The organism is Streptomyces sp. NPDC001204, assembly GCF_053598035.1.
On sequence record NZ_JBSFJL010000021.1, the window covers coordinates 19,982 to 39,234 of the forward strand.

Sequence of the window (19,253 nt, forward strand, 5' to 3'; positions counted from 1 at the left end):
GAAGGCCGCCATGCAGCGGGGCGCCCGCCTCAGCCGCTGCCCTCCTCGGCTGGCGAAGCCGTGAAGCCCGCCCCAGCCTCTGGTGCCTGCCACGCCGCCGCGCGCCCGTCCCAGCCGTCGCGCGCTCACCATGCCTTCGGGCGCCCGTCACACCGCCGGGCACTCGTCTCAGCCGCCGCCTGCCCGTCTCGGCCGTTGAAGTCGTGAAGCCCGTCCCAGCCTCTGGTGCCTGCCATGCCGCCGCGCGCCCGTCCCAGCCTCTGGTGCCTGCCATGCCGCCGCGCGCCCGTCCCAGCCGTCGCGCGCTCACCATGCCTCCGGGCGCCCGTCACACCGCCGGACACTCGTCTCAGCCGCCGCCTGCCCGTCTCGGCCGTTGAAGCCGTGAGGCTCGCCTCAGCCTCCGGGCGCCCGTCCCAGCCTCCAGCCGCCCGCACCCCCGCGCGCCCGCCCCCGCCTCATCCGCCCAACGCCCGAGCAAACGCCCCCGGCTTCTGCTTCACCCCGCTGCAATCCGTCGCCGCTTCCTCCCGGGACGGGACGCCCTTCTCGCACTGCCGGTCGCGGAAGGTGGACCACATCGAGACCCAGGCGATCCGCTTCTCCTCGGCGAAGGAGCGCACCTGAGCCGCGTCCTCGAGCGTGAAGGTCTCGCCGGCGATGTCGTTGGCGCCGATCATCGAGGTGAGCGCCATTCCCTCCCAGGCGGCGGCGTTCGACAACCCGAAGACCTTCTTCAGCTGGGTGTGGGCGGCCTTCGCGGCGGTGAGGGCGTAGTCGCCCATGTCGCCGGTGTAGGACTCGGCGTAGTTCATCGTCATGAGGTTGACGGTCGAGACCTGTACGTCGTGCACGTTCGCGGACTCCAGCAGGGCCAGGCCGTGGGAGTCCAGCCCGGACGGCATGACGGGCAGCGTGAAGGACACCTCCAGGCCGGGGCGCCGCTTCTGCAGCAGGGCGATCGCCCGCGAGCGCAGGTCGACGGAGGCGGAGTCGGTCAGCGTACGGCCCTCGATGTCGAAGTCGGCCCGGGTCGAGCGCGCCGCGTCCAGGGCCTTCCCGTACGCGTCCGCCAGCGCGGAGGCGTTCTCACAGGTCGTCGCCAGTTCCTTGCCGGAGGCCCCGCCGAAGGAGACGCGCACCGTGGCGCCCGAACTCCTCAGCTTCCCGATCCGGGACTTCACCTCGGCGTCGTCCAGCCCCATCATGCCGTCCCACTCGGGTGCGCAGCCGCTGCCGCCGGAGATGACGAAGGCGAGGTTGTACGTCGCGGGCGAGCCCGCGGAGTCGGTGACCGAGGCCGTCGTCGCGCTCACGTACGGGGCGTACGAGGTGCTGGACTCAGGGGCCTTGGGGGCCGCGTCCGAGGTGCCGTCGGACATCGAGGAGCAGCCCGTGGCGGCCAGGGCGAACAGGCAGGTGAGCCCAGCCACCGGCGTCAGGAAACTCCTCATTGCGCATGCACCAGCCCTTGTTGTGTCCGTACGGGAATCCAAACACGGCGGGATCCCGGACCGGAGAGAGCCTGCCGCCGGACCGGGAACCGCGTTCCGAGCCTGCCATCGAAAGCCGTGCCGCCGGGGCACTTCCGTCAACCGCCACCCCCGCCTGCCACAATGGGCCGGTGACCCGCGCATCCCTGGAGAAGCAGCCGCACGACGTCGCCTCGATGTTCGACGACGTGGCGGAACGGTACGACCTGACCAACGACGTGCTGTCCCTGGGGCAGGACCGGCGGTGGCGGAAGGAGGTCGCCAGGGCGGTCGACGCCCGGCCGGCGCAGAAGATCCTCGATCTCGCCGCCGGCACGGCCACCTCCTCGCTGCCCTTCACCCGCGCCGGCGCCTACGTCGTCCCCTGCGACTTCTCGCTCGGGATGCTCCAGGTCGGGAAGCGCCGGCACGCCTGGCTGCCGTTCACGGCGGGCGACGCGACGCGGCTGCCGTTCAAGGACGACGCCTTCGACGCCGTCACCATCTCCTTCGGGCTGCGCAACGTGCAGGACACGGAGACGGCCCTGCGCGAGATGTACCGGGTGACCCGGCCCGGCGGCCGGGTGGTCATCTGCGAGTTCTCGCACCCCACCTGGGCGCCGTTCCGCACCGTCTACACCGAGTACCTGATGCGGGCCCTGCCGCCCGTGGCGCGCGCGGTGTCCTCCAACCCGGACGCGTACGTCTACCTCGCCGAGTCCATCCGGGCCTGGCCCGACCAGCCCGCGCTGGCCGGGCTGCTGCGGACGGCCGGCTGGTCGAAGGTGGCCTGGCGCAACCTCAGCGGCGGAATCGTCTCCCTGCACCGGGGTTTCAAGGGCTGACGGCCGCGCGGGCCGTCACACGGGACTGACCGCGTACGGGTCGCCCGGTTCGTCGGCTTCGCGCTGGAGGCCGCCCGTGGGCGGCCGCGGGACGCGCGGCTCGCGGACGCCTCCGCCGCCCTCGCCCGTGCCGAAGTCGAACCACACGTACACCATGGAGTCCCGCGGCACCTCGGCACCGGGCTGCGGGTACTGGCGGACGACGTGGTCGACGACCGCGAGCTGGAAGTCCGGGCGGTCCGGCGCGTTGAGGAACAGGCCCTGGGCACGGGCGGTCTCCTGCGCGTCCACGGCCATCAGCCCGACCAGGCGCGGCACGCGTACTTCGGGCGTCTTGGGTGTCATGTACACAGACGTCACCCCCAGCGGTACTGGCAGAGTAACCGGCCAGGGGTGCCACCCGGAAGCGTCAAGTGTCTTTCTGTGACACTCGATTACGCAAGGTAAGCGGTCGCGGTCACAGGTCCAGCCGGTAGCAGTGCCCCTGCCGCTGCGACACCGGCGTCACGAAGGTCTGCTCCAGCCGCATGCCGAGGCGCTCGGTGACCGCGATGGACCGCTTGTTGCGGGAGTCGACCATGGCCACCACGCTCGTCAGGCCGGTCGAGCGCAGCCGCTCCAGGGTCATGTGGGCCGCCGCCGTGACGTATCCGCGGCCCCAGTGTTCACGGCCGAGCCGCCAGCCGATCTCGATCTCGCCCGTGGGACCCCAGTCCCGCTCCCACGGCTGGGCGCCGGTGAAGCCGATGACGCGGCCGGTCTCGTCGAGCATCGTCCACAGGCAGAAGCCGCGTTCGGCGTCGTGCCGTCGCTGACGGGCGGTGAGTTCCTCGTAGACGGAAAGCTCCGCGGGACTGCCGCCCTGGAACTCCATGACGTCCGGGTCGGCGAAGATCCGGTGCCAGGCGACGGCGTCCTCATCGGTGGGCACACGCAGACGTACGACGGGGAGAGCTCGGTTCACGGGGCAGCCCTTCAGCCGGGTGATCAATTCTGCTGCATAGACTGCCCATGTCCAGTGCCGGTCGGCACGCAGATTCCGAACCTTGGGGAGATCCCGCCGTGACCGTGACTGAGCCCCTCTCCGAGAACACCGCCGATGTGATCGTCGTGGGCGCGGGGCCGGCCGGGTCCACGACCGCCTACCACCTCGCCCGGGCCGGACTCGACGTACTCCTGCTGGAGAAGACCGAGTTCCCGCGGGAGAAGGTCTGCGGCGACGGCCTCACACCGCGTGCCGTCAAGCAGCTCGTCGCGATGGGCATCGACATCTCCGAGGAGGCCGGCTGGCTGCGCAACAAGGGCCTGAGGATCATCGGCGGCGGCGTCCGCCTCCAGCTGGACTGGCCCGACCTCGCCTCCTTCCCCGACTACGGACTCGTGCGCAAGCGCGACGACTTCGACGAGCAGCTCGCCCGGCAGGCGCAGAAGGCGGGCGCGCGGCTGTTCGAGCGCTGCAACGTGTCCGCGCCCCTCGTCGACGACCGCACCGGCCGCATCACCGGGGTCAAGGCCAAACTGGGTGAGGAGAAGCGCGAGGTCACCTTCCACGCGCCGCTCGTCGTCGCCGCCGACGGCAACTCCACCCGGCTGTCCCTGGCGATGGGCCTGCACCGCCGCGAGGACCGCCCGATGGGCGTCGCGGTGCGGACCTACTTCACCAGCCCTCGCCACGACGACGACTACCTGGAGTCCTGGCTGGAGCTGTGGGACCGGCGCGGCCCCCAGGACCGGCTGCTGCCCGGTTACGGCTGGATCTTCGGCATGGGCGACGGCACCTCCAACGTCGGCCTGGGCGTGCTCAACACCTCCGAGTCCTTCAAGGAACTGGACTGGCGCGAGGTGCTCAAGGCCTGGTGCGCGTCGATGCCCGAGGACTGGGGCTACACCCCGGACAACATGACCGGCCCGATCCGCGGCGCCGCCCTGCCCATGGCCTTCAACCGCCAGCCCCACTACACGCGGGGCCTGCTGCTCGTCGGCGACGCGGGCGGTCTGGTCAACCCCTTCAACGGCGAGGGCATCGCCTATGCGATGGAGTCCGGCCAGCTCGCCGCCGACGTCATCGTCCAGGCCCACTCCCGGGCCACCCCGGCCCAGCGCGAACTCGCCCTGCGGCGCTACCCGCGCGTCCTGAAGGACACCTACGGCGGCTACTACACGCTGGGCCGGGCCTTCGTGAAGCTCATCGGCAACCCGAAGGTCATGCAGATCGCCGCCCAGCGCGGCCTGACCCACCCGCTGCTGATGAAGTTCACCCTCAAGCTCCTGGCCAACCTCACCGACCCGACGGGCGGCGACGCGATGGACCGCATCATCAACGGCCTGAGCAAGGTGGCCCCGAAGGCGTGAGCGCGCGCGGGGACGACGGCGGGGCCGGCTCGTTGTCGAGCCGGCCCCGCCGTGTCGTACGAGGGTGAAGCGGGCGAATCGGGAAAGCCGGAAGGGCCGCTGCCCCCGAGCGGCTGCGGCCCTTCAGTCCGTTACAGCTGTCCGCGGGTGCCCTCAGAGCACCCGGACCGCGCCGGACGGCGGGTCGTAGGACAGCGGGCGCTCGACGACGCCCGTGGACGGGTTCTGCGCACCGACGAACATACCGTTCCCGACGTAGACACCCACGTGGTACGCGCTGCCCGCGCCGCCCCAGTAGAGGATGTCGCCCACCTGGAGGTTGGACAGCGACACCTGGGTGCCGGCGGTCGACTGGTCCTGGGAGACACGCGGCAGGCTGATGCCCACCTGCTTGAAGGCGGTCTGGACCAGGCCGGAGCAGTCGTAGGCGGACGGACCGGTGGCGCCGGAGACGTAGGCCTTGCCGACCTGGGACTTGACGAACGAGACCACGGCCGCGGCGGAACCGGTCGCCGTGGACACGCTCGCGGAGGTGCTGCCGATGCTCGCCGAGGCGCTGAGCGTCGGCCGTTCGGCCGTGCGCGAGGCACGCAGGGCGGCGGCCTCGGCGGCCTTCTTCCGGGCGGTCTCGGCGGCCTTCTTGCGGGCCGCCGCCTTCTTCTTGGCCTCGTCCAGGTCCGCCTTGGCCTGCTTCGCGGCGTTTGCGGCGGCCGCGTCGCGCTCGGCGCCCAGGCGGTAGTTGGCGGCGGCCTGCTCCGTGGCCTCCGCCGACTGGGCCACCTGGACGGCCAGGTCGGAGGTCAGTGTGGGCAGTTCGAGCGTCTGGGTCACCGGCTCGGCGGCGTTCGCCGACGAGGCCGACGTGCCGGCCACTGCCAGGGTGCCGAGGACGCCGCCGGCAACACCGGCCCGCATCGCGACTCTCGACGCGCTACGGCGAGGCTTCCGGTGGCTGCGTATGTGAGCGGTGTGGGACATGGGAACAACCGGTACCAGGGGCTCCTTCATATCTTCAAGAAACGTGTGCTGCGCCACATTTGCTCAATGGGGCGGCCAAATCCCGGGGCCGAGTTTCCTTATTGACGCCGTAACGGACATTGCGGGCGTGCGTGATCATGCCTTTGATCATGGTCTTTCGCTGTTACGCCCGAATTGCTCTCGGCCTACCATCCGTGCGGATCGTTGGCCAAGCCCGACTCTCAGACTCCTCTCATGAACGTGACGGAGGTCACGGAACGGTCACCGCCCCGCGGCGCGTCCGCGCGGTGGACTCACTGGTCCCATTTGTCACTTGAGTCCCATTGGTGAAACTGCGCCCGAGCGGCCTCCCGAGTCGCACGTCCGACTTGTGAACGGGTGAACGTGTCCACATCTCGCGTCGCCGTCCCTCTGATGTGTGAAAAGCAGGCCCATATCAAGGTCTTGACACCGTTCGCCACTTTGCGCCGGACGCCGGGCATCTGATAGTGCACACCCCCTCCGACCTGCAAATACGAGGTAAAATGTGACCAGTAGTGATCACACAGGTGCTTCGCGTGCGAAGATCACCGCTCATCCGACTTGATGATCGTTCGTCAGGTGGTGGAGATCACAAAGCTCATGCAATACCCCGTGTCGCAGATCACAGAGCGTCGGGCATAAGATGCGAGGCAGTTGGGCTTGTGACCTGCTTCACATGTTCTCGATCTTGGCCGGACGAGCCGGGAACAGGGGACGGGTGAGGCAACCGTGGGCCCGGCGACCGCCAGCAGTCAGTGCCGACTGAGAGGAGCGAGGAGCGGTGAACGCTTATGCGCCCATCCTCGTACTGGGAGCCCTCGGGGCAGGCTTTGCGATCTTCTCCGTGGTCATGGCCACGCTGATCGGACCGAAGCGGTACAACCGCGCCAAACTCGAGGCTTACGAGTGCGGTATCGAGCCGACCCCAACGCCGGCCGGCGGCGGGCGCTTCCCCATCAAGTACTACCTGACGGCGATGCTCTTCATCGTCTTCGACATCGAGATCGTCTTCCTCTACCCGTGGGCCGTCAGCTTCGACGCCCTGGGTGTTTTCGGGCTCGTGGAGATGCTGCTCTTCGTGCTCACCGTCTTCGTCGCGTACGCGTACGTATGGCGGCGCGGCGGCCTGGAATGGGACTGAGGGGCCTTTAACGACATGGGACTCGAAGAAAAGCTGCCGAGCGGCTTCCTGCTGACCACCGTCGAGCAGGCCGCGGGCTGGGTGCGCAAGGCGTCCGTCTTCCCGGCCACCTTCGGCCTCGCGTGCTGCGCGATCGAGATGATGACCACCGGCGCCGGCCGCTACGACCTGGCGCGCTTCGGCATGGAGGTCTTCCGCGGTTCGCCCCGTCAGGCGGACCTGATGATCGTGGCAGGCCGGGTCAGCCAGAAGATGGCGCCGGTCCTCCGGCAGGTCTACGACCAGATGCCCAACCCCAAGTGGGTGATCTCGATGGGCGTGTGCGCCTCCTCGGGCGGCATGTTCAACAACTACGCGATCGTCCAGGGCGTCGACCACATCGTCCCGGTCGACATCTACCTGCCGGGCTGTCCGCCGCGGCCCGAGATGCTGATGGACGCGATCCTCAAGCTGCACCAGAAGATCCAGTCCACCAAGCTCGGCGTGAACGCCGAGGAGGCCGCCCGCGAGGCGGAGGAGGCCGCGCTCAAGGCCCTGCCCACGATCGAGATGAAGGGGCTGCTGCGATGAGCGACGGACACGGCAAGGACGTGAACGGGTCCGCGAACGGGGTGAACCCCGAGAAGGACCTGTCCGCCGACAACCTCCCCGGCCAGCGCGGCCAGGGCGGCGAGGAGATCCGCGTCCAGCGCGGCATGTTCGGCGCCGACAACGGCGGCGACACCTCCGGATACGGCGGCCTGGTCCGCTCGGTCCGGCTCCCGGGACCGGCGAGCCGTCCCTACGGCGGCCCGGGTGGATGCTTCGACGAGATCGCCGACGAACTCGAGGGCGCGCTGGAGGAGCAGGGCCTCCTCCCGGAGAACGCGATCGAGAAGACGGTCGTCGACCGCGGCGAACTGACCTTCCACATCGAGCGCGAGCACCTGGTGCGCGTCGCCCGCACCCTGCGCGACGACCCCGCCCTGCGTTTCGAGCTGTGCACCGGCGTCAGCGGTGTCCACTACCCGCAGGACAAGGGCCGCGAGCTGCACGCCGTGTACCACCTGCGCTCGATCACCCACAACCGGCTGGTCCGGCTGGAGGTCAGCGCCCCCGACGCCGACCCGCACATCCCGTCGCTGGTCCCCGTCTACCCGACCAACGACTGGCACGAGCGCGAGACGTACGACTTCTTCGGGATCGTCTTCGACGGCCACCCGGCCCTGACGCGGATCATGATGCCGGACGACTGGCAGGGCCATCCGCAGCGCAAGGACTACCCCCTCGGCGGCATCCCCGTCGAGTACAAGGGCGCCCAGATCCCGGCTCCGGACCAGCGGAGGTCGTACTCATGAGCACGCACACCCCCTCTTCGGCCTCCGCGCGCGAGACCACCGAGGGCACGGTCTACACGGTCACCGGTGGCGACTGGGACGAGGTCGCCCGGTCCGCGGCCCGCGCCGACGACGAGCGCATCGTCGTCAACATGGGCCCCCAGCACCCGTCCACCCACGGCGTGCTCCGGCTGATCCTGGAGATCGACGGCGAGACGGTCACCGAGGCCCGCTGCGGCATCGGCTACCTGCACACCGGCATCGAGAAGAACCTCGAGTTCCGCACGTGGACGCAGGGCACCACCTTCGTCACGCGCATGGACTACCTGACGTCCTTCTTCAACGAGACCGCCTACTGCCTCGCCGTCGAGAAACTCCTCGGCATCGAGGACGAGATCACCGAGCGTGCCAAGATCATCCGGGTGCTCCTGATGGAGCTGAACCGGCTCTCCTCCCACCTGGTGTGCATCGCCACCGGCGGCATGGAGCTGGGCGCCACCACGATCATGATCTACGGATTCCGCGATCGTGAAATGATTCTCGACCTCTACGAGCTCATCACGGGCCTGCGGATGAACCACGCGTACATCCGGCCCGGCGGACTCGCCCAGGACCTGCCGCCCGGCGCGGTGGACCAGATCCGCGAGTTCGTGAAGAAGATGACGAAGAACCTCCCGGAGTACGACAAGCTCGCCACCGGGAACCCCATCTTCAAGGCCCGTATGCAGGACGTCGGCTACCTCGATCTGGCCGGCTGCATGGCCCTCGGCGCCACCGGCCCGATCCTGCGCTCCACCGGCCTGCCGCACGACCTGCGCAAGACGCAGCCCTACTGCGGCTACGAGACGTACGACTTCGACATCCCGACCGCCGACACCTGCGACTCCTACGGCCGCTTCCTGATCCGCCTGGAGGAGATGCGCCAGTCGCTCAGGATCGTCGAGCAGTGCCTGGACCGGCTGGAGCCGGGCCCGGTGATGGTCGCCGACAAGAAGATCGCCTGGCCCGCGCAGCTCGCCCTGGGACCGGACGGACTCGGCAACTCCCTCGACCACATCAAGAAGATCATGGGCACCTCCATGGAGGCCCTGATCCACCACTTCAAGCTGGTCACCGAGGGCTTCCGCGTCCCGCCGGGACAGGCGTACGCGGCGGTCGAGTCGCCCAAGGGCGAACTCGGGGTGCACGTCGTCTCCGACGGCGGCACCCGCCCCTACCGGGTCCACTTCCGGGACCCGTCCTTCACCAACCTTCAGGCGATGGCGGCGATGTGCGAGGGCGGCCAGGTCGCCGACGTCATCGTCGCCGTCGCGTCCATCGACCCCGTGATGGGAGGCGTCGACCGGTGACCACCAGTTCTTCGGAGCAGGGCGTCAGCCTGGGCATGCCCGAACTGCCCGCGCCCGACTACCCGGACGACGTCCGCACCCGGCTCGAGCGGGACGCGCGCGAGATCATCGCCCGCTACCCGGACTCCCGGTCCGCCCTCCTTCCGCTGCTGCACCTGGTGCAGTCGGAGGAGGGCCACGTCACGCGCACCGGAATGCGGTTCTGCGCGGACGTGCTCGGCCTGACCACGGCCGAGGTCACCGCGGTCGCCACCTTCTACACCATGTACCGGCGCAAGCCGTCCGGTGACTACCAGGTGGGCGTCTGCACCAACACCCTGTGCGCCGTGATGGGCGGCGACGCCATCTTCGAGGCCCTCCAGGAGCACCTCGGCGTCGGCAACGGCGGGACCACCGATGACGGCAAGGTCACCCTGGAGCACATCGAGTGCAACGCGGCCTGCGACTACGCGCCGGTCGTGATGGTCAACTGGGAGTTCTTCGACAACCAGAACCCGGCGAGCGTCAAGCGACTGGTCGACGACCTGCGCGCGGGACGGCCGGTGACGCCCACGCGCGGCGCGCCCCTGTGCACGTTCAAGGAGACCGCCCGGATCCTGGCGGGCTTCCCCGACGAGCGCGAAGGGGCGACGGAGGCCGGCGGCAGCGCGGGACCCGCCTCGCTGGTGGGCCTCCGCCTGGCCAAGGGGGAGGCCGCACCCGTGCGTGTGGTCCACCCGCGCGACGGAGGACCGCAGGACGGCGGACCGCACGACGCAGCCGTGCACCAGCCGTCGCCGTCCGAGCACCTGAGCTCGCACGACGCGCCGCAGGCCACATCGGCCTCCGATCCGTCCCATCCGCAGGGACCCGTCGGAGACGTCGGAGAGGAGGGGGAGGGATGACCTTGGCACCGGAAATCGACGAGAGCAGCCCCGAGAAGCTGCTCGTACCCGTGCTGTCGGCCTTCTGGGACGAGGACAGGTCCTGGACGCTGGACGTGTACCGGAGGCACGAGGGGTACGAGGGACTCCGCAAGGCCCTCGCCATGTCGCCGGACGACGTGATCTCGTACGTCAAGGACTCCGGTCTGCGTGGCCGCGGCGGCGCGGGGTTCCCCACGGGAATGAAGTGGCAGTTCATTCCGCAGGGTGATGGCAAGCCGCACTATCTCGTTGTCAACGCCGACGAGTCGGAGCCCGGGACCTGCAAGGACATCCCCCTCCTCTTCGCGAACCCGCACAGCCTCATCGAGGGCATCGTCATCGCGTGCTACGCCATCAGGTCGTCGCATGCCTTCATCTATCTGCGGGGTGAAGTCGTCCCCGTACTGCGGCGGTTGCACGAGGCCGTGCGCGAGGCCCACGCGGCCGGCTACCTCGGCGAGAACATCCTGGGCAGCGGCCTCGACCTCGACCTCACCGTGCACGCCGGCGCCGGCGCGTACATCTGCGGTGAGGAGACCGCGCTGCTGGACTCGCTCGAAGGCCGCCGTGGTCAACCGCGGCTGCGCCCTCCCTTCCCCGCCGTCGCGGGCCTCTACGCGTGCCCGACCGTGGTGAACAACGTCGAGTCCATCGCGTCGGTTCCCGCGATCCTGCACAACGGCAAGGAATGGTTCCGGTCGATGGGCAGCGAGAAGTCCCCCGGCTTCACGCTCTACTCGCTCAGCGGCCATGTCGCCAACCCCGGCCAGTACGAGGCCCCGCTCGGCATCACGCTGCGTCAGCTGCTCGACATGAGCGGCGGCATGCGCCCCGGGCACCGGCTGAAGTTCTGGACGCCGGGCGGCTCCTCGACGCCGATGTTCACCGACGAGCACCTCGACGTGCCGCTCGACTACGAGGGCGTGGGCGCCGCGGGCTCGATGCTCGGCACCAAGGCCCTCCAGTGCTTCGACGAGACGACCTGCGTGGTGCGGGCGGTGACCCGGTGGACCGAGTTCTACGCCCACGAGTCCTGCGGCAAGTGCACCCCGTGTCGTGAAGGAACGTACTGGCTGGTGCAGCTGCTGCGGGACATCGAGGCCGGCAAGGGCGTCATGTCCGACCTCGACAAGCTGAACGACATCGCCGACAACATCAACGGCAAGTCCTTCTGCGCTCTCGGTGACGGCGCCGCCTCCCCGATCTTCTCCTCCCTGAAGTTCTTCCGCGAGGAGTACGAGCAGCACATCACGGGCCGGGGCTGCCCCTTCGACCCGGCCAAGTCCACGGCCTGGGCCGATCGCACGGAGGTGAAAGCATGACCGTGACCACCAACGCTCCCGCGGGCGGGGGAGAGGCGGCGGTCCCGCCGGAAGATCTCGTGACGCTGACGATCGACGGGGTCGAGATCAGCGTGCCCAAGGGCACCCTGGTCATCCGGGCCGCCGAACAGCTCGGCATCGAGATCCCCCGGTTCTGCGACCACCCCCTCCTCGACCCGGCCGGCGCCTGCCGCCAGTGCATCGTCGAGGTCGAGGGCCAGCGCAAGCCGATGGCCTCCTGCACGATCACCTGCACCGACGGGATGGTCGTCAAGACCCAGCTCACCTCCCCGGTCGCCGAGAAGGCCCAGCACGGTGTGATGGAGCTGCTGCTCATCAACCACCCGCTGGACTGCCCGGTCTGCGACAAGGGCGGCGAGTGCCCGCTGCAGAACCAGGCCATGTCGCACGGCAACGCCGAGTCCCGCTTCGAGGGGAGGAAGCGGACCTACGAGAAGCCCGTGCCGATCTCCACGCAGGTGCTGCTCGACCGGGAGCGGTGCGTGCTGTGCGCCCGCTGCACCCGGTTCTCCAACCAGATCGCCGGCGACCCCATGATCGAGCTGATCGAGCGGGGCGCGCTCCAGCAGGTCGGCACCGGCGAGGGCGACCCCTTCGAGTCGTACTTCTCCGGCAACACCATCCAGATCTGCCCCGTCGGGGCGCTCACCTCGGCGGCGTACCGCTTCCGCTCCCGCCCCTTCGACCTGGTCTCCTCGCCGTCGGTGTGCGAGCACTGCTCGGGCGGCTGCGCCACCCGCACCGACCACCGGCGCGGCAAGGTCATGCGGCGGCTCGCCGCCAACGACCCCGAGGTCAACGAGGAGTGGATCTGCGACAAGGGGCGCTTCGCGTTCCGGTACGCGCAGATGAAGGACCGGCTGACCACGCCCCTGGTGCGCAACCCCGAGGGCGAGCTGGTGCCGGCGTCCTGGCCGGAGGCGCTGGAGATCGCCGCCCAGGGCCTGCTCGCCTCGCGCGGGCGGACCGGTGTCCTCACCGGCGGCCGGCTCACCGTCGAGGACGCCTACGCGTACAGCAAGTTCGCGCGCGTGGCGCTCGACACCAACGACATCGACTTCCGCGCGCGCGTGCACAGCGGCGAGGAGGCCGACTTCCTCGCCTCCCGGATCGCGGGCCGCGGCCGGGACCTCGACGGCAGCGGTGTCACGTACACCGCGCTGGAGAAGGCGCCCGCCGTGCTGCTCGTCGGGTTCGAGTCCGAGGAGGAGGCGCCCGGCGTCTTCCTTCGGCTGCGCAAGGCCTGGCGGGGGCACGGGCAGAAGGTGTTCGCGCTGGCCACGCACGCCACGCGGGGCCTGGAGAAGGCGGGCGGCACCCTGCTGCCGGCCGCGCCGGGCACCGAGAACGAGTGGCTGGACGCGCTGGCGGGCGGCGTCGGACTGGAGGACGACGGCACCCGGGCCGCCGAGGCCCTGCGGGCCGAGGGCTCGGTCATCGTCGTCGGCGAGCGGCTCGCCGGAGTGGCCGGCGGCCCGACCGCCGCCGTACGGGCCGCCGCCGCGACCGGCGCACAGCTGGTGTGGATCCCGCGCCGGGCCGGCGAGCGCGGCGCCGTCGAGGCCGGCGCGCTGCCGTCGCTGCTGCCGGGCGGGCGCCCGGCCACCGACCCACGTGCGCGGGAGGAGGTCGCCGCGTTCTGGGGCGTCGCCGAACTCCCGCACCGCTACGGCCGCGACACCGGGCAGATCATCGAGGCCGTGACGGGAGGCCAGCTCCAGGCCCTGCTGGTCGCGGGCGTGGAGATCGCCGACCTGCCCGATCCGGCACGCGCGCGTGCGGCCCTGACCGAAGCGGGCTTCGTGGTGTCGCTGGAGCTGCGGCCCAGCGAGGTCACGGAACACGCGGACGTGGTCCTGCCCGTCGCCGCCGTCGCCGAGAAGGCCGGCACCTTCCTCAACTGGGAGGGCAGGGTCCGCTTCTTCGAAGCCGCGCTCAAGCCGGAGCAGATGACCCGCACCCTGTCGCCCACCGACGCGCGCGTGCTGCAGATGCTGGCCGACGCCATGGACGTGCACCTGGGCCTGCCGGACCTGCGGACCGTGCGCGCGGAGCTGGACCGGCTGGGTGCCTGGACCGGACCGCGCGCCGACGACCCGGTGCACAGCGCGGGCGCGGCGCCGCGCCCGGCCGCCGGGGAGGCCCTGCTCGCCGGACACCGGCTGCTGCTCGACCAGGGTGTCCTCCAGGAGGGCGACGAGGCGCTCGCCGGGACCCGGCACGCCGCACGCGCACGCGTGTCGGCCGCCACGGCCGCCGAGGCGGGTGTCGCGGACTCCGCCGCGCTCGCCGTGACCGGTCCCGCCGGCACGGTCGAACTCCCGCTGGAGATCACCGAGATGCCCGACCGGGTGGTGTGGCTCCCGCTGAACTCCGTCGGCGGGGGCGTCGCCTCCGACACCGGGGCGCTGCCCGGCTCCCTGGTCCGTATCGGCCCGGCGACGTCCTCGACCGAGGCCCCCAAGGAGGTGGAGGCATGAGCCCGTACCTCGCCGCTGAGAACCTGTCGATGTTCGGCACCGATCCCTGGTGGCTGGTCGTCGTCAAGGCGGTGTTCTGCTTCGCCTTCCTGATGGTGACGGTGCTGTTCTCCATCGTCTGGGAGCGCAAGGTCGTCGCCTGGATGCAGCTGCGCATCGGCCCCAACCGGAACGGGCCCTGGGGCATGCTCCAGTCGCTCGCCGACGGTGTGAAGCTGATGCTCAAGGAGGACGTCGTCGTCAAGCGCGCGGACAAGGTGGTCTACGTCCTCGCGCCGATCGTCGCGGCCATCCCGGCCTTCATGGCGATCGCGGTGATCCCCTTCGGACCGGCGAACAACGAGATCTCGATCTTCGGCCACCGCACCGCGATGCAGCTGACCGACCTGCCGATCGCGATGCTCTACATCCTCGCGGTCGCCTCCGTCGGCATCTACGGCATCGTGCTGGCGGGCTGGAGCTCCGGATCGACCTATCCGCTCCTGGGCGGCCTGCGGTCCTGCGCGCAGATGATCTCCTACGAGATCGCCATGGGCGCCGCGTTCGCCTCGGTCTTCCTGTACTCGGGCTCGATGTCGACGTCGGCGATCGTCGAGCAGCAGCACGACCGCTGGTACATCCTGCTGCTGCCGGTCTCCTTCCTCCTCTACATCGTGACGATGGTCGGGGAGACCAACCGCGCGCCGTTCGACATGCCGGAGTCCGAGGGCGACCTGGTCGGCGGCTTCAACACCGAATACTCGTCGATCAAGTTCGCGATGTTCATGCTCGCCGAGTACGTGAACATGGTGACGGTCTCCGCGGTGTCGACCACGCTCTTCCTGGGCGGCTGGAGGGCCCCCTGGCCGATCAGCACCTTCTGGGAGGGCGCCAACCACGGCTGGTGGCCGCTGCTCTGGTTCGTGATCAAGGTCCAGCTGCTGCTGTTCTTCTTCATCTGGCTGCGCGGCACGCTCCCGCGGGTCCGCTACGACCAGCTGATGAAGCTCGGCTGGAAGGTCCTCATCCCGGTCTCCGTGGCCTGGCTGATGCTCGTCGCGACCGTCCGGGTCCTGCGCAACGAGAACTACGGCTTCGCCGACATCGCCCTCTACGTCGCCGGTGCCGTGCTGGCCGTGCTGGTCCTGTCCTTCGTCGCCGACATGTTCCGCGAGCGTACGAAGAGCGCCGAGCAGCCCGAAGCCCAGCCGGCCGCCTTCGACGCGATGGCCGGCGGATTCCCCGTACCGCCGCTGCCGGGGCAGGAGCTGCCGCCGGTGCCGCGGCGCCGCTCGCGCCGCGAGCGGGAGTTGATTGTCAGTGGCGGGTCGGACACTGCCAGTGACGGACCTCTGGATGGAAAGGAGGCGTCCGATGGCTGAGGAGCCCAAGGAGACCAAACCCGGTTTCCAGAACCCCGTGGCCGGCTTCGGCGTGACCTTCAAGGCCATGTTCAAGAAGCGGCTGACCGAGCAGTACCCGGAGCAGCAGAAGACCACGGCTCCGCGCTTCCACGGACGGCACCAGCTCAACCGCCATCCGGACGGCCTGGAGAAGTGCGTCGGCTGCGAGCTGTGCGCCTGGGCCTGCCCCGCCGACGCCATCTACGTGGAGGGCGCCGACAACACCGACGAGGAGCGCTACTCGCCGGGCGAGCGGTACGGCCGCGTCTACCAGATCAACTACGCCCGCTGCATCCTGTGCGGCCTGTGCATCGAGGCGTGCCCCACGCGCGCGCTGACGATGACCAACGAGTTCGAACTGGCCGACTCCAGCCGCGCCAACCTCATCTACACCAAGGAGCAGCTGCTCGCCGGTCTCGAAGAGGGCATGGTCGACACACCGCACGCCATCTACCCGGGGACGGACGAGCAGGACTACTACCGCGGCCTGGTGACGGAGGCCGCGCCCGGCACGGTGCGCCAGGTCGCCGTCTCCAAGGGAGAACAGGGGCACACGGCGGGCGCTTCGGGCGCGGCCGAGGAACAGGGGGCTGACGCATGAGCGCGCAGCTCGCCGCCTACTCCACCTCCACCGGAGAGGCCTTCCAGTTCTGGGTGCTCGGCACCGTCGCGGTGATCGGCGCCCTGTGCACCGTCTTCATGAAGAGGGCCGTGCACAGCGCGCTGTGCCTGGCCGCCACCATGATCGTCCTGGCGGTGTTCTACCTCACCAACGGCGCCTACTTCCTGGGCATCGTGCAGATCGTCGTCTACACCGGCGCGATCATGATGCTGTTCCTGTTCGTGGTGATGCTCGTCGGCGTGACCGCGGCGGACTCCCTGAAGGAGACCATCAAGGGCCAGCGCTGGCTGGCCCTGCTGTGCGGGCTCGGCTTCGGCGTCCTGCTCGTCGCGGGCATCGCCAACGCCTCCCTGAAGGAGTTCAACGGCACCGGCGGGGCCAACGCGGGCGGCAACGTGGAGGGCCTGGCCTCCCTCCTCTTCACCCGGTACGTCTTCGCCTTCGAACTCACCGGCGCGCTGCTGATCACGGCCACCGTCGGCGCCATGGTGCTCACCCACCGGGAGCGCACCGAGCGGGCCAGGACCCAGCGCGAGCTGGCCGAGCAGCGCGTGCGTGAGGGACGGCACGTACCGCCGCTGCCGGCGCCCGGCGTCTACGCCCGGCACAACGCCGTGGACATCGCCGGACTGCTGCCCGACGGCACCCCGTCCGAGCTCACCGTCAGCAAGACGCTGCGCGAGCGCGGGCAGATCCGTGACGTCTCGGCCGAGGCCCTCAACGACCTCAAGGCCCTGGAGCAGCGCGCCGCGGAACGCCTGGAGCGCACCGCGATCGAGCCGACGGCCTTCAAGCGGCCCGAGGAGGCGTCGAAGTGAACCCTGTGAACTACCTCTATCTCGCCGCCCTGTTGTTCACGATCGGCGCCACCGGCGTGCTGATCCGGCGCAACGCCATCGTGGTCTTCATGTGCATCGAGTTGATGCTGAACGCCTGCAACCTCGCGCTCGTCACCTTCTCGCGGATGCACGGCAACCTCGACGGCCAGATCATCGCGTTCTTCACGATGGTCGTCGCCGCGGCGGAGGTCGTGGTCGGGCTCGCGATCATCGTGTCGGTGTTCCGTTCCCGTCACTCGGCCTCGGTCGACGACGCCAGCCTGATGAAGCTGTAAGGGGTCGGAAGAATCGTGGAGAACCTGATTGCGCTGCTGATCGCGGCGCCCCTGCTCGGAGCGGCCGTCCTCCTGGTCGGCGGCCGGCGACTCGACGCCGTCGGCCACTGGCTCGGCACCCTGCTCGCGGCCGTCTCCTTCGTGATCGGCCTGGTCCTCTTCGCCGACCTGCTCGGCAGAAGCGCCGACCAGCGGACTCTTACCCAGCACCTGTTCAGCTGGATCCCGGTGGCCGGCTTCCAGGCGGACGTCACGTTCCGTCTCGACCAGCTGTCGATGACGTTCGTCCTGCTGATCACCGGTGTCGGCTCGCTGATCCACCTGTACTCGGTCGCGTACATGGAGCACGACGAGCGGCGCCGCCGCTTCTTCGGCTACCTCAACCTGTTCCTCGCGGCGATGCTGGTGCTCGTCCTCGCCGACAACTACCTGCTGCTGTACGTCGGCTGGGAGGGCGTCGGTCTCGCCTCCTACCTGCTGATCGGCTTCTGGCAGCACAAGCCCAGCGCGGCGACCGCGGCGAAGAAGGCCTTCCTGGTCAACCGGGTCGGCGACATGGGCCTGTCCATCGCGATCATGCTGATGTTCGCGACGTTCGGCACCTTCGCCTTCGGTCCGCTGCTCGGCACCCACGCCGAACCCGGTCTCGTGGGCGGCGCCGGCGAGGGCAAGCTCACCGCCGTCGCGCTGATGCTGCTGCTCGCCGCGTGCGGCAAGTCCGCCCAGGTGCCGCTGCAGTCCTGGCTCGGGGACGCGATGGAGGGCCCGACCCCGGTCTCGGCCCTCATCCACGCCGCGACCATGGTGACGGCGGGCGTCTACCTCATCGTCCGCTCCGCGGCGATCTTCAACGCGGCGCCCGACGCGCAGCTGGTGGTCACCGTCGTCGGCGCGGTCACGCTGCTGTTCGGTGCGATCGTCGGTTGCGCGAAGGACGACATCAAGAAGGCGCTGGCCGGCTCGACCATGTCGCAGATCGGCTACATGGTGCTGGCCGCGGGCCTCGGCCCCATCGGCTACGTCTTCGCGATCATGCACCTGGTGACGCACGGCTTCTTCAAGGCCGGGCTGTTCCTCGGCGCCGGTTCGGTCATGCACGGCATGAACGACGAGGTGGACATGCGCAAGTACGGCGGGCTGCGCGCGTACATGCCGGTCACCTTCATCACCTTCGGCCTCGGCTACCTCGCCATCATCGGATTCCCGGGCCTGTCCGGCTTCTTCTCCAAGGACAAGATCATCGAGGCGGCCTTCGCCAAGGGCGGCACCGAGGGCTGGATCCTCGGCGGCGCGGCCCTGCTGGGCGCGGCCATCACGGCGTTCTACATGACGCGCGTGATGCTGATGACGTTCTTCGGCGAGAAGCGCTGGCAGCCCGACGAGAACGGCAACGAGCCGCACCCGCACGAGTCGCCCAAGGCCATGACGATCCCGATGATCGTGCTGGCCGTCGGCTCGGTCCTGGGCGGCGCGTTCTTCAGCATCGGCGACCGCTTCCTGCACTGGCTGGAGCCGGTCACCGGGCACAGCGAGGGCAACTCGCCGCTCAGCGCGTGGACGGTCACCGGCGCGACGATGGTGTGCCTGGTCGTCGGCGTGGCCATCGCCTGGGCCCAGTACGGCCGCAAGCCGGTCCCGGCCGTCGCCCCGCGCGGCTCGCTGCTCACCCGGGCCGCCCGGCGGGACCTGCTCCAGGACGACTTCAACCACATCGTCCTGGTCCGCGGCGGCGAGCACCTCACACGGTCCCTGGTCTACCTCGACCACACCCTGGTCGACGGAGTCGTCAACGGCACGGCGGCCTCGGTCGGCGGCCTGTCCGGGCGGATGCGCCGGCTGCAGAACGGCTTCGCGCGCTCCTACGCGGTCTCGATGTTCGGCGGTGCGGCACTGCTGGTCGCCGCGACCCTGCTGATGAGGGCGGTCTGATACC

Annotated in this window: 18 protein-coding genes; 14 read left to right on the forward strand and 4 right to left on the reverse strand. The window is 69.8% G+C overall.

The genetic code is table 11. From position 1 onward, the window contains the following. Window positions 1–458 precede the first annotated feature (458 nt). Complete coding sequence (locus tag ACWC91_RS26100; RefSeq protein ID WP_450644115.1) at window positions 459–1,454, reverse strand: chitinase; 996 nt, start codon at window positions 1,452–1,454, stop codon at window positions 459–461. Window positions 1,455–1,624: 170 nt separating this feature from the next. Here ACWC91_RS26100 and ACWC91_RS26105 point away from each other — a divergent pair, with 170 nt between their 5' ends. Continuing rightward, entirely contained in the window at window positions 1,625–2,317 is a 693-nt protein-coding gene (locus ACWC91_RS26105; protein WP_281157361.1) for a demethylmenaquinone methyltransferase, read from the forward strand. Window positions 2,318–2,332: 15 nt separating this feature from the next. Here the strand turns inward: ACWC91_RS26105 and ACWC91_RS26110 are convergent, their stop codons facing one another. Continuing rightward, entirely contained in the window at window positions 2,333–2,662 is a 330-nt protein-coding gene (locus tag ACWC91_RS26110) for a PASTA domain-containing protein (RefSeq protein ID WP_225078068.1), read from the reverse strand. Between the two features lie 112 nt (window positions 2,663–2,774). Next, entirely contained in the window at window positions 2,775–3,281 is a 507-nt protein-coding gene (locus ACWC91_RS26115; protein WP_225078067.1) for a GNAT family N-acetyltransferase, read from the reverse strand. A gap of 47 nt (window positions 3,282–3,328) precedes the next feature. Between ACWC91_RS26115 and ACWC91_RS26120 the strand changes: the two genes are divergently transcribed. Continuing rightward, entirely contained in the window at window positions 3,329–4,669 is a 1,341-nt protein-coding gene (locus ACWC91_RS26120) for a geranylgeranyl reductase family protein (protein WP_225078066.1), read from the forward strand. A gap of 153 nt (window positions 4,670–4,822) precedes the next feature. On the opposite strand, the gene ACWC91_RS26125 is transcribed toward ACWC91_RS26120, so the two are convergent. Then, window positions 4,823–5,647 (reverse strand): C40 family peptidase, encoded by an 825-nt coding sequence (locus ACWC91_RS26125; protein WP_450644112.1) that lies wholly within the window; start codon window positions 5,645–5,647, stop codon window positions 4,823–4,825. Window positions 5,648–6,449: 802 nt separating this feature from the next. On the opposite strand from ACWC91_RS26125, the gene ACWC91_RS26130 reads away from it, so the two are divergent. The 12 genes from ACWC91_RS26130 to nuoL are packed head-to-tail and all read left to right on the forward strand — an operon-like array spanning window position 6,450 to window position 19,249. Beyond that, complete coding sequence (locus ACWC91_RS26130) at window positions 6,450–6,809, forward strand: NADH-quinone oxidoreductase subunit A (RefSeq protein ID WP_100569667.1); 360 nt, start codon at window positions 6,450–6,452, stop codon at window positions 6,807–6,809. Between the two features lie 15 nt (window positions 6,810–6,824). Then, a complete protein-coding gene (locus ACWC91_RS26135) occupies window positions 6,825–7,379 on the forward strand; it encodes a NuoB/complex I 20 kDa subunit family protein (RefSeq protein WP_009190037.1) in 555 nt (184 codons plus the stop codon). Continuing rightward, window positions 7,376–8,146 (forward strand): NADH-quinone oxidoreductase subunit C, encoded by a 771-nt coding sequence (locus ACWC91_RS26140; protein WP_225078064.1) that lies wholly within the window; start codon window positions 7,376–7,378, stop codon window positions 8,144–8,146. The genes ACWC91_RS26135 and ACWC91_RS26140 overlap by 4 nt, the downstream gene beginning before the upstream one ends. Further along, on the forward strand, window positions 8,143–9,474 hold the full coding sequence (locus tag ACWC91_RS26145; protein ID WP_225078063.1) for an NADH-quinone oxidoreductase subunit D: 1,332 nt from the start codon (window positions 8,143–8,145) through the stop codon (window positions 9,472–9,474). Before ACWC91_RS26140 ends, ACWC91_RS26145 begins: the two co-directional genes overlap by 4 nt. Continuing rightward, a complete protein-coding gene (gene nuoE, locus ACWC91_RS26150) occupies window positions 9,471–10,358 on the forward strand; it encodes an NADH-quinone oxidoreductase subunit NuoE (RefSeq protein ID WP_281157365.1) in 888 nt (295 codons plus the stop codon). Before ACWC91_RS26145 ends, nuoE begins: the two co-directional genes overlap by 4 nt. Continuing rightward, window positions 10,355–11,701 (forward strand): NADH-quinone oxidoreductase subunit NuoF, encoded by a 1,347-nt coding sequence (nuoF, locus tag ACWC91_RS26155; protein WP_225078061.1) that lies wholly within the window; start codon window positions 10,355–10,357, stop codon window positions 11,699–11,701. Before nuoE ends, nuoF begins: the two co-directional genes overlap by 4 nt. Beyond that, complete coding sequence (locus tag ACWC91_RS26160) at window positions 11,698–14,202, forward strand: NADH-quinone oxidoreductase subunit G (protein ID WP_225078060.1); 2,505 nt, start codon at window positions 11,698–11,700, stop codon at window positions 14,200–14,202. Before nuoF ends, ACWC91_RS26160 begins: the two co-directional genes overlap by 4 nt. Continuing rightward, window positions 14,199–15,563, forward strand: coding sequence for an NADH-quinone oxidoreductase subunit NuoH (gene nuoH, locus ACWC91_RS26165; RefSeq protein WP_225078059.1), 1,365 nt, complete (start codon window positions 14,199–14,201; stop codon window positions 15,561–15,563). Before ACWC91_RS26160 ends, nuoH begins: the two co-directional genes overlap by 4 nt. Continuing rightward, a complete protein-coding gene (gene nuoI, locus ACWC91_RS26170) occupies window positions 15,556–16,185 on the forward strand; it encodes an NADH-quinone oxidoreductase subunit NuoI (protein ID WP_225078058.1) in 630 nt (209 codons plus the stop codon). The genes nuoH and nuoI overlap by 8 nt, the downstream gene beginning before the upstream one ends. Beyond that, entirely contained in the window at window positions 16,182–17,024 is an 843-nt protein-coding gene (locus ACWC91_RS26175; RefSeq protein ID WP_225078057.1) for an NADH-quinone oxidoreductase subunit J, read from the forward strand. The genes nuoI and ACWC91_RS26175 overlap by 4 nt, the downstream gene beginning before the upstream one ends. Further along, window positions 17,021–17,320 carry an NADH-quinone oxidoreductase subunit NuoK gene (gene nuoK / locus ACWC91_RS26180; RefSeq protein ID WP_100569676.1) on the forward strand — a complete coding sequence of 100 codons (300 nt, stop codon included), beginning with the start codon at window positions 17,021–17,023 and terminating at the stop codon, window positions 17,318–17,320. Before ACWC91_RS26175 ends, nuoK begins: the two co-directional genes overlap by 4 nt. 15 nt (window positions 17,321–17,335) lie before the next feature. Beyond that, a complete protein-coding gene (gene nuoL / locus ACWC91_RS26185) occupies window positions 17,336–19,249 on the forward strand; it encodes an NADH-quinone oxidoreductase subunit L (protein ID WP_281156881.1) in 1,914 nt (637 codons plus the stop codon). Window positions 19,250–19,253: the final 4 nt, after the last annotated feature.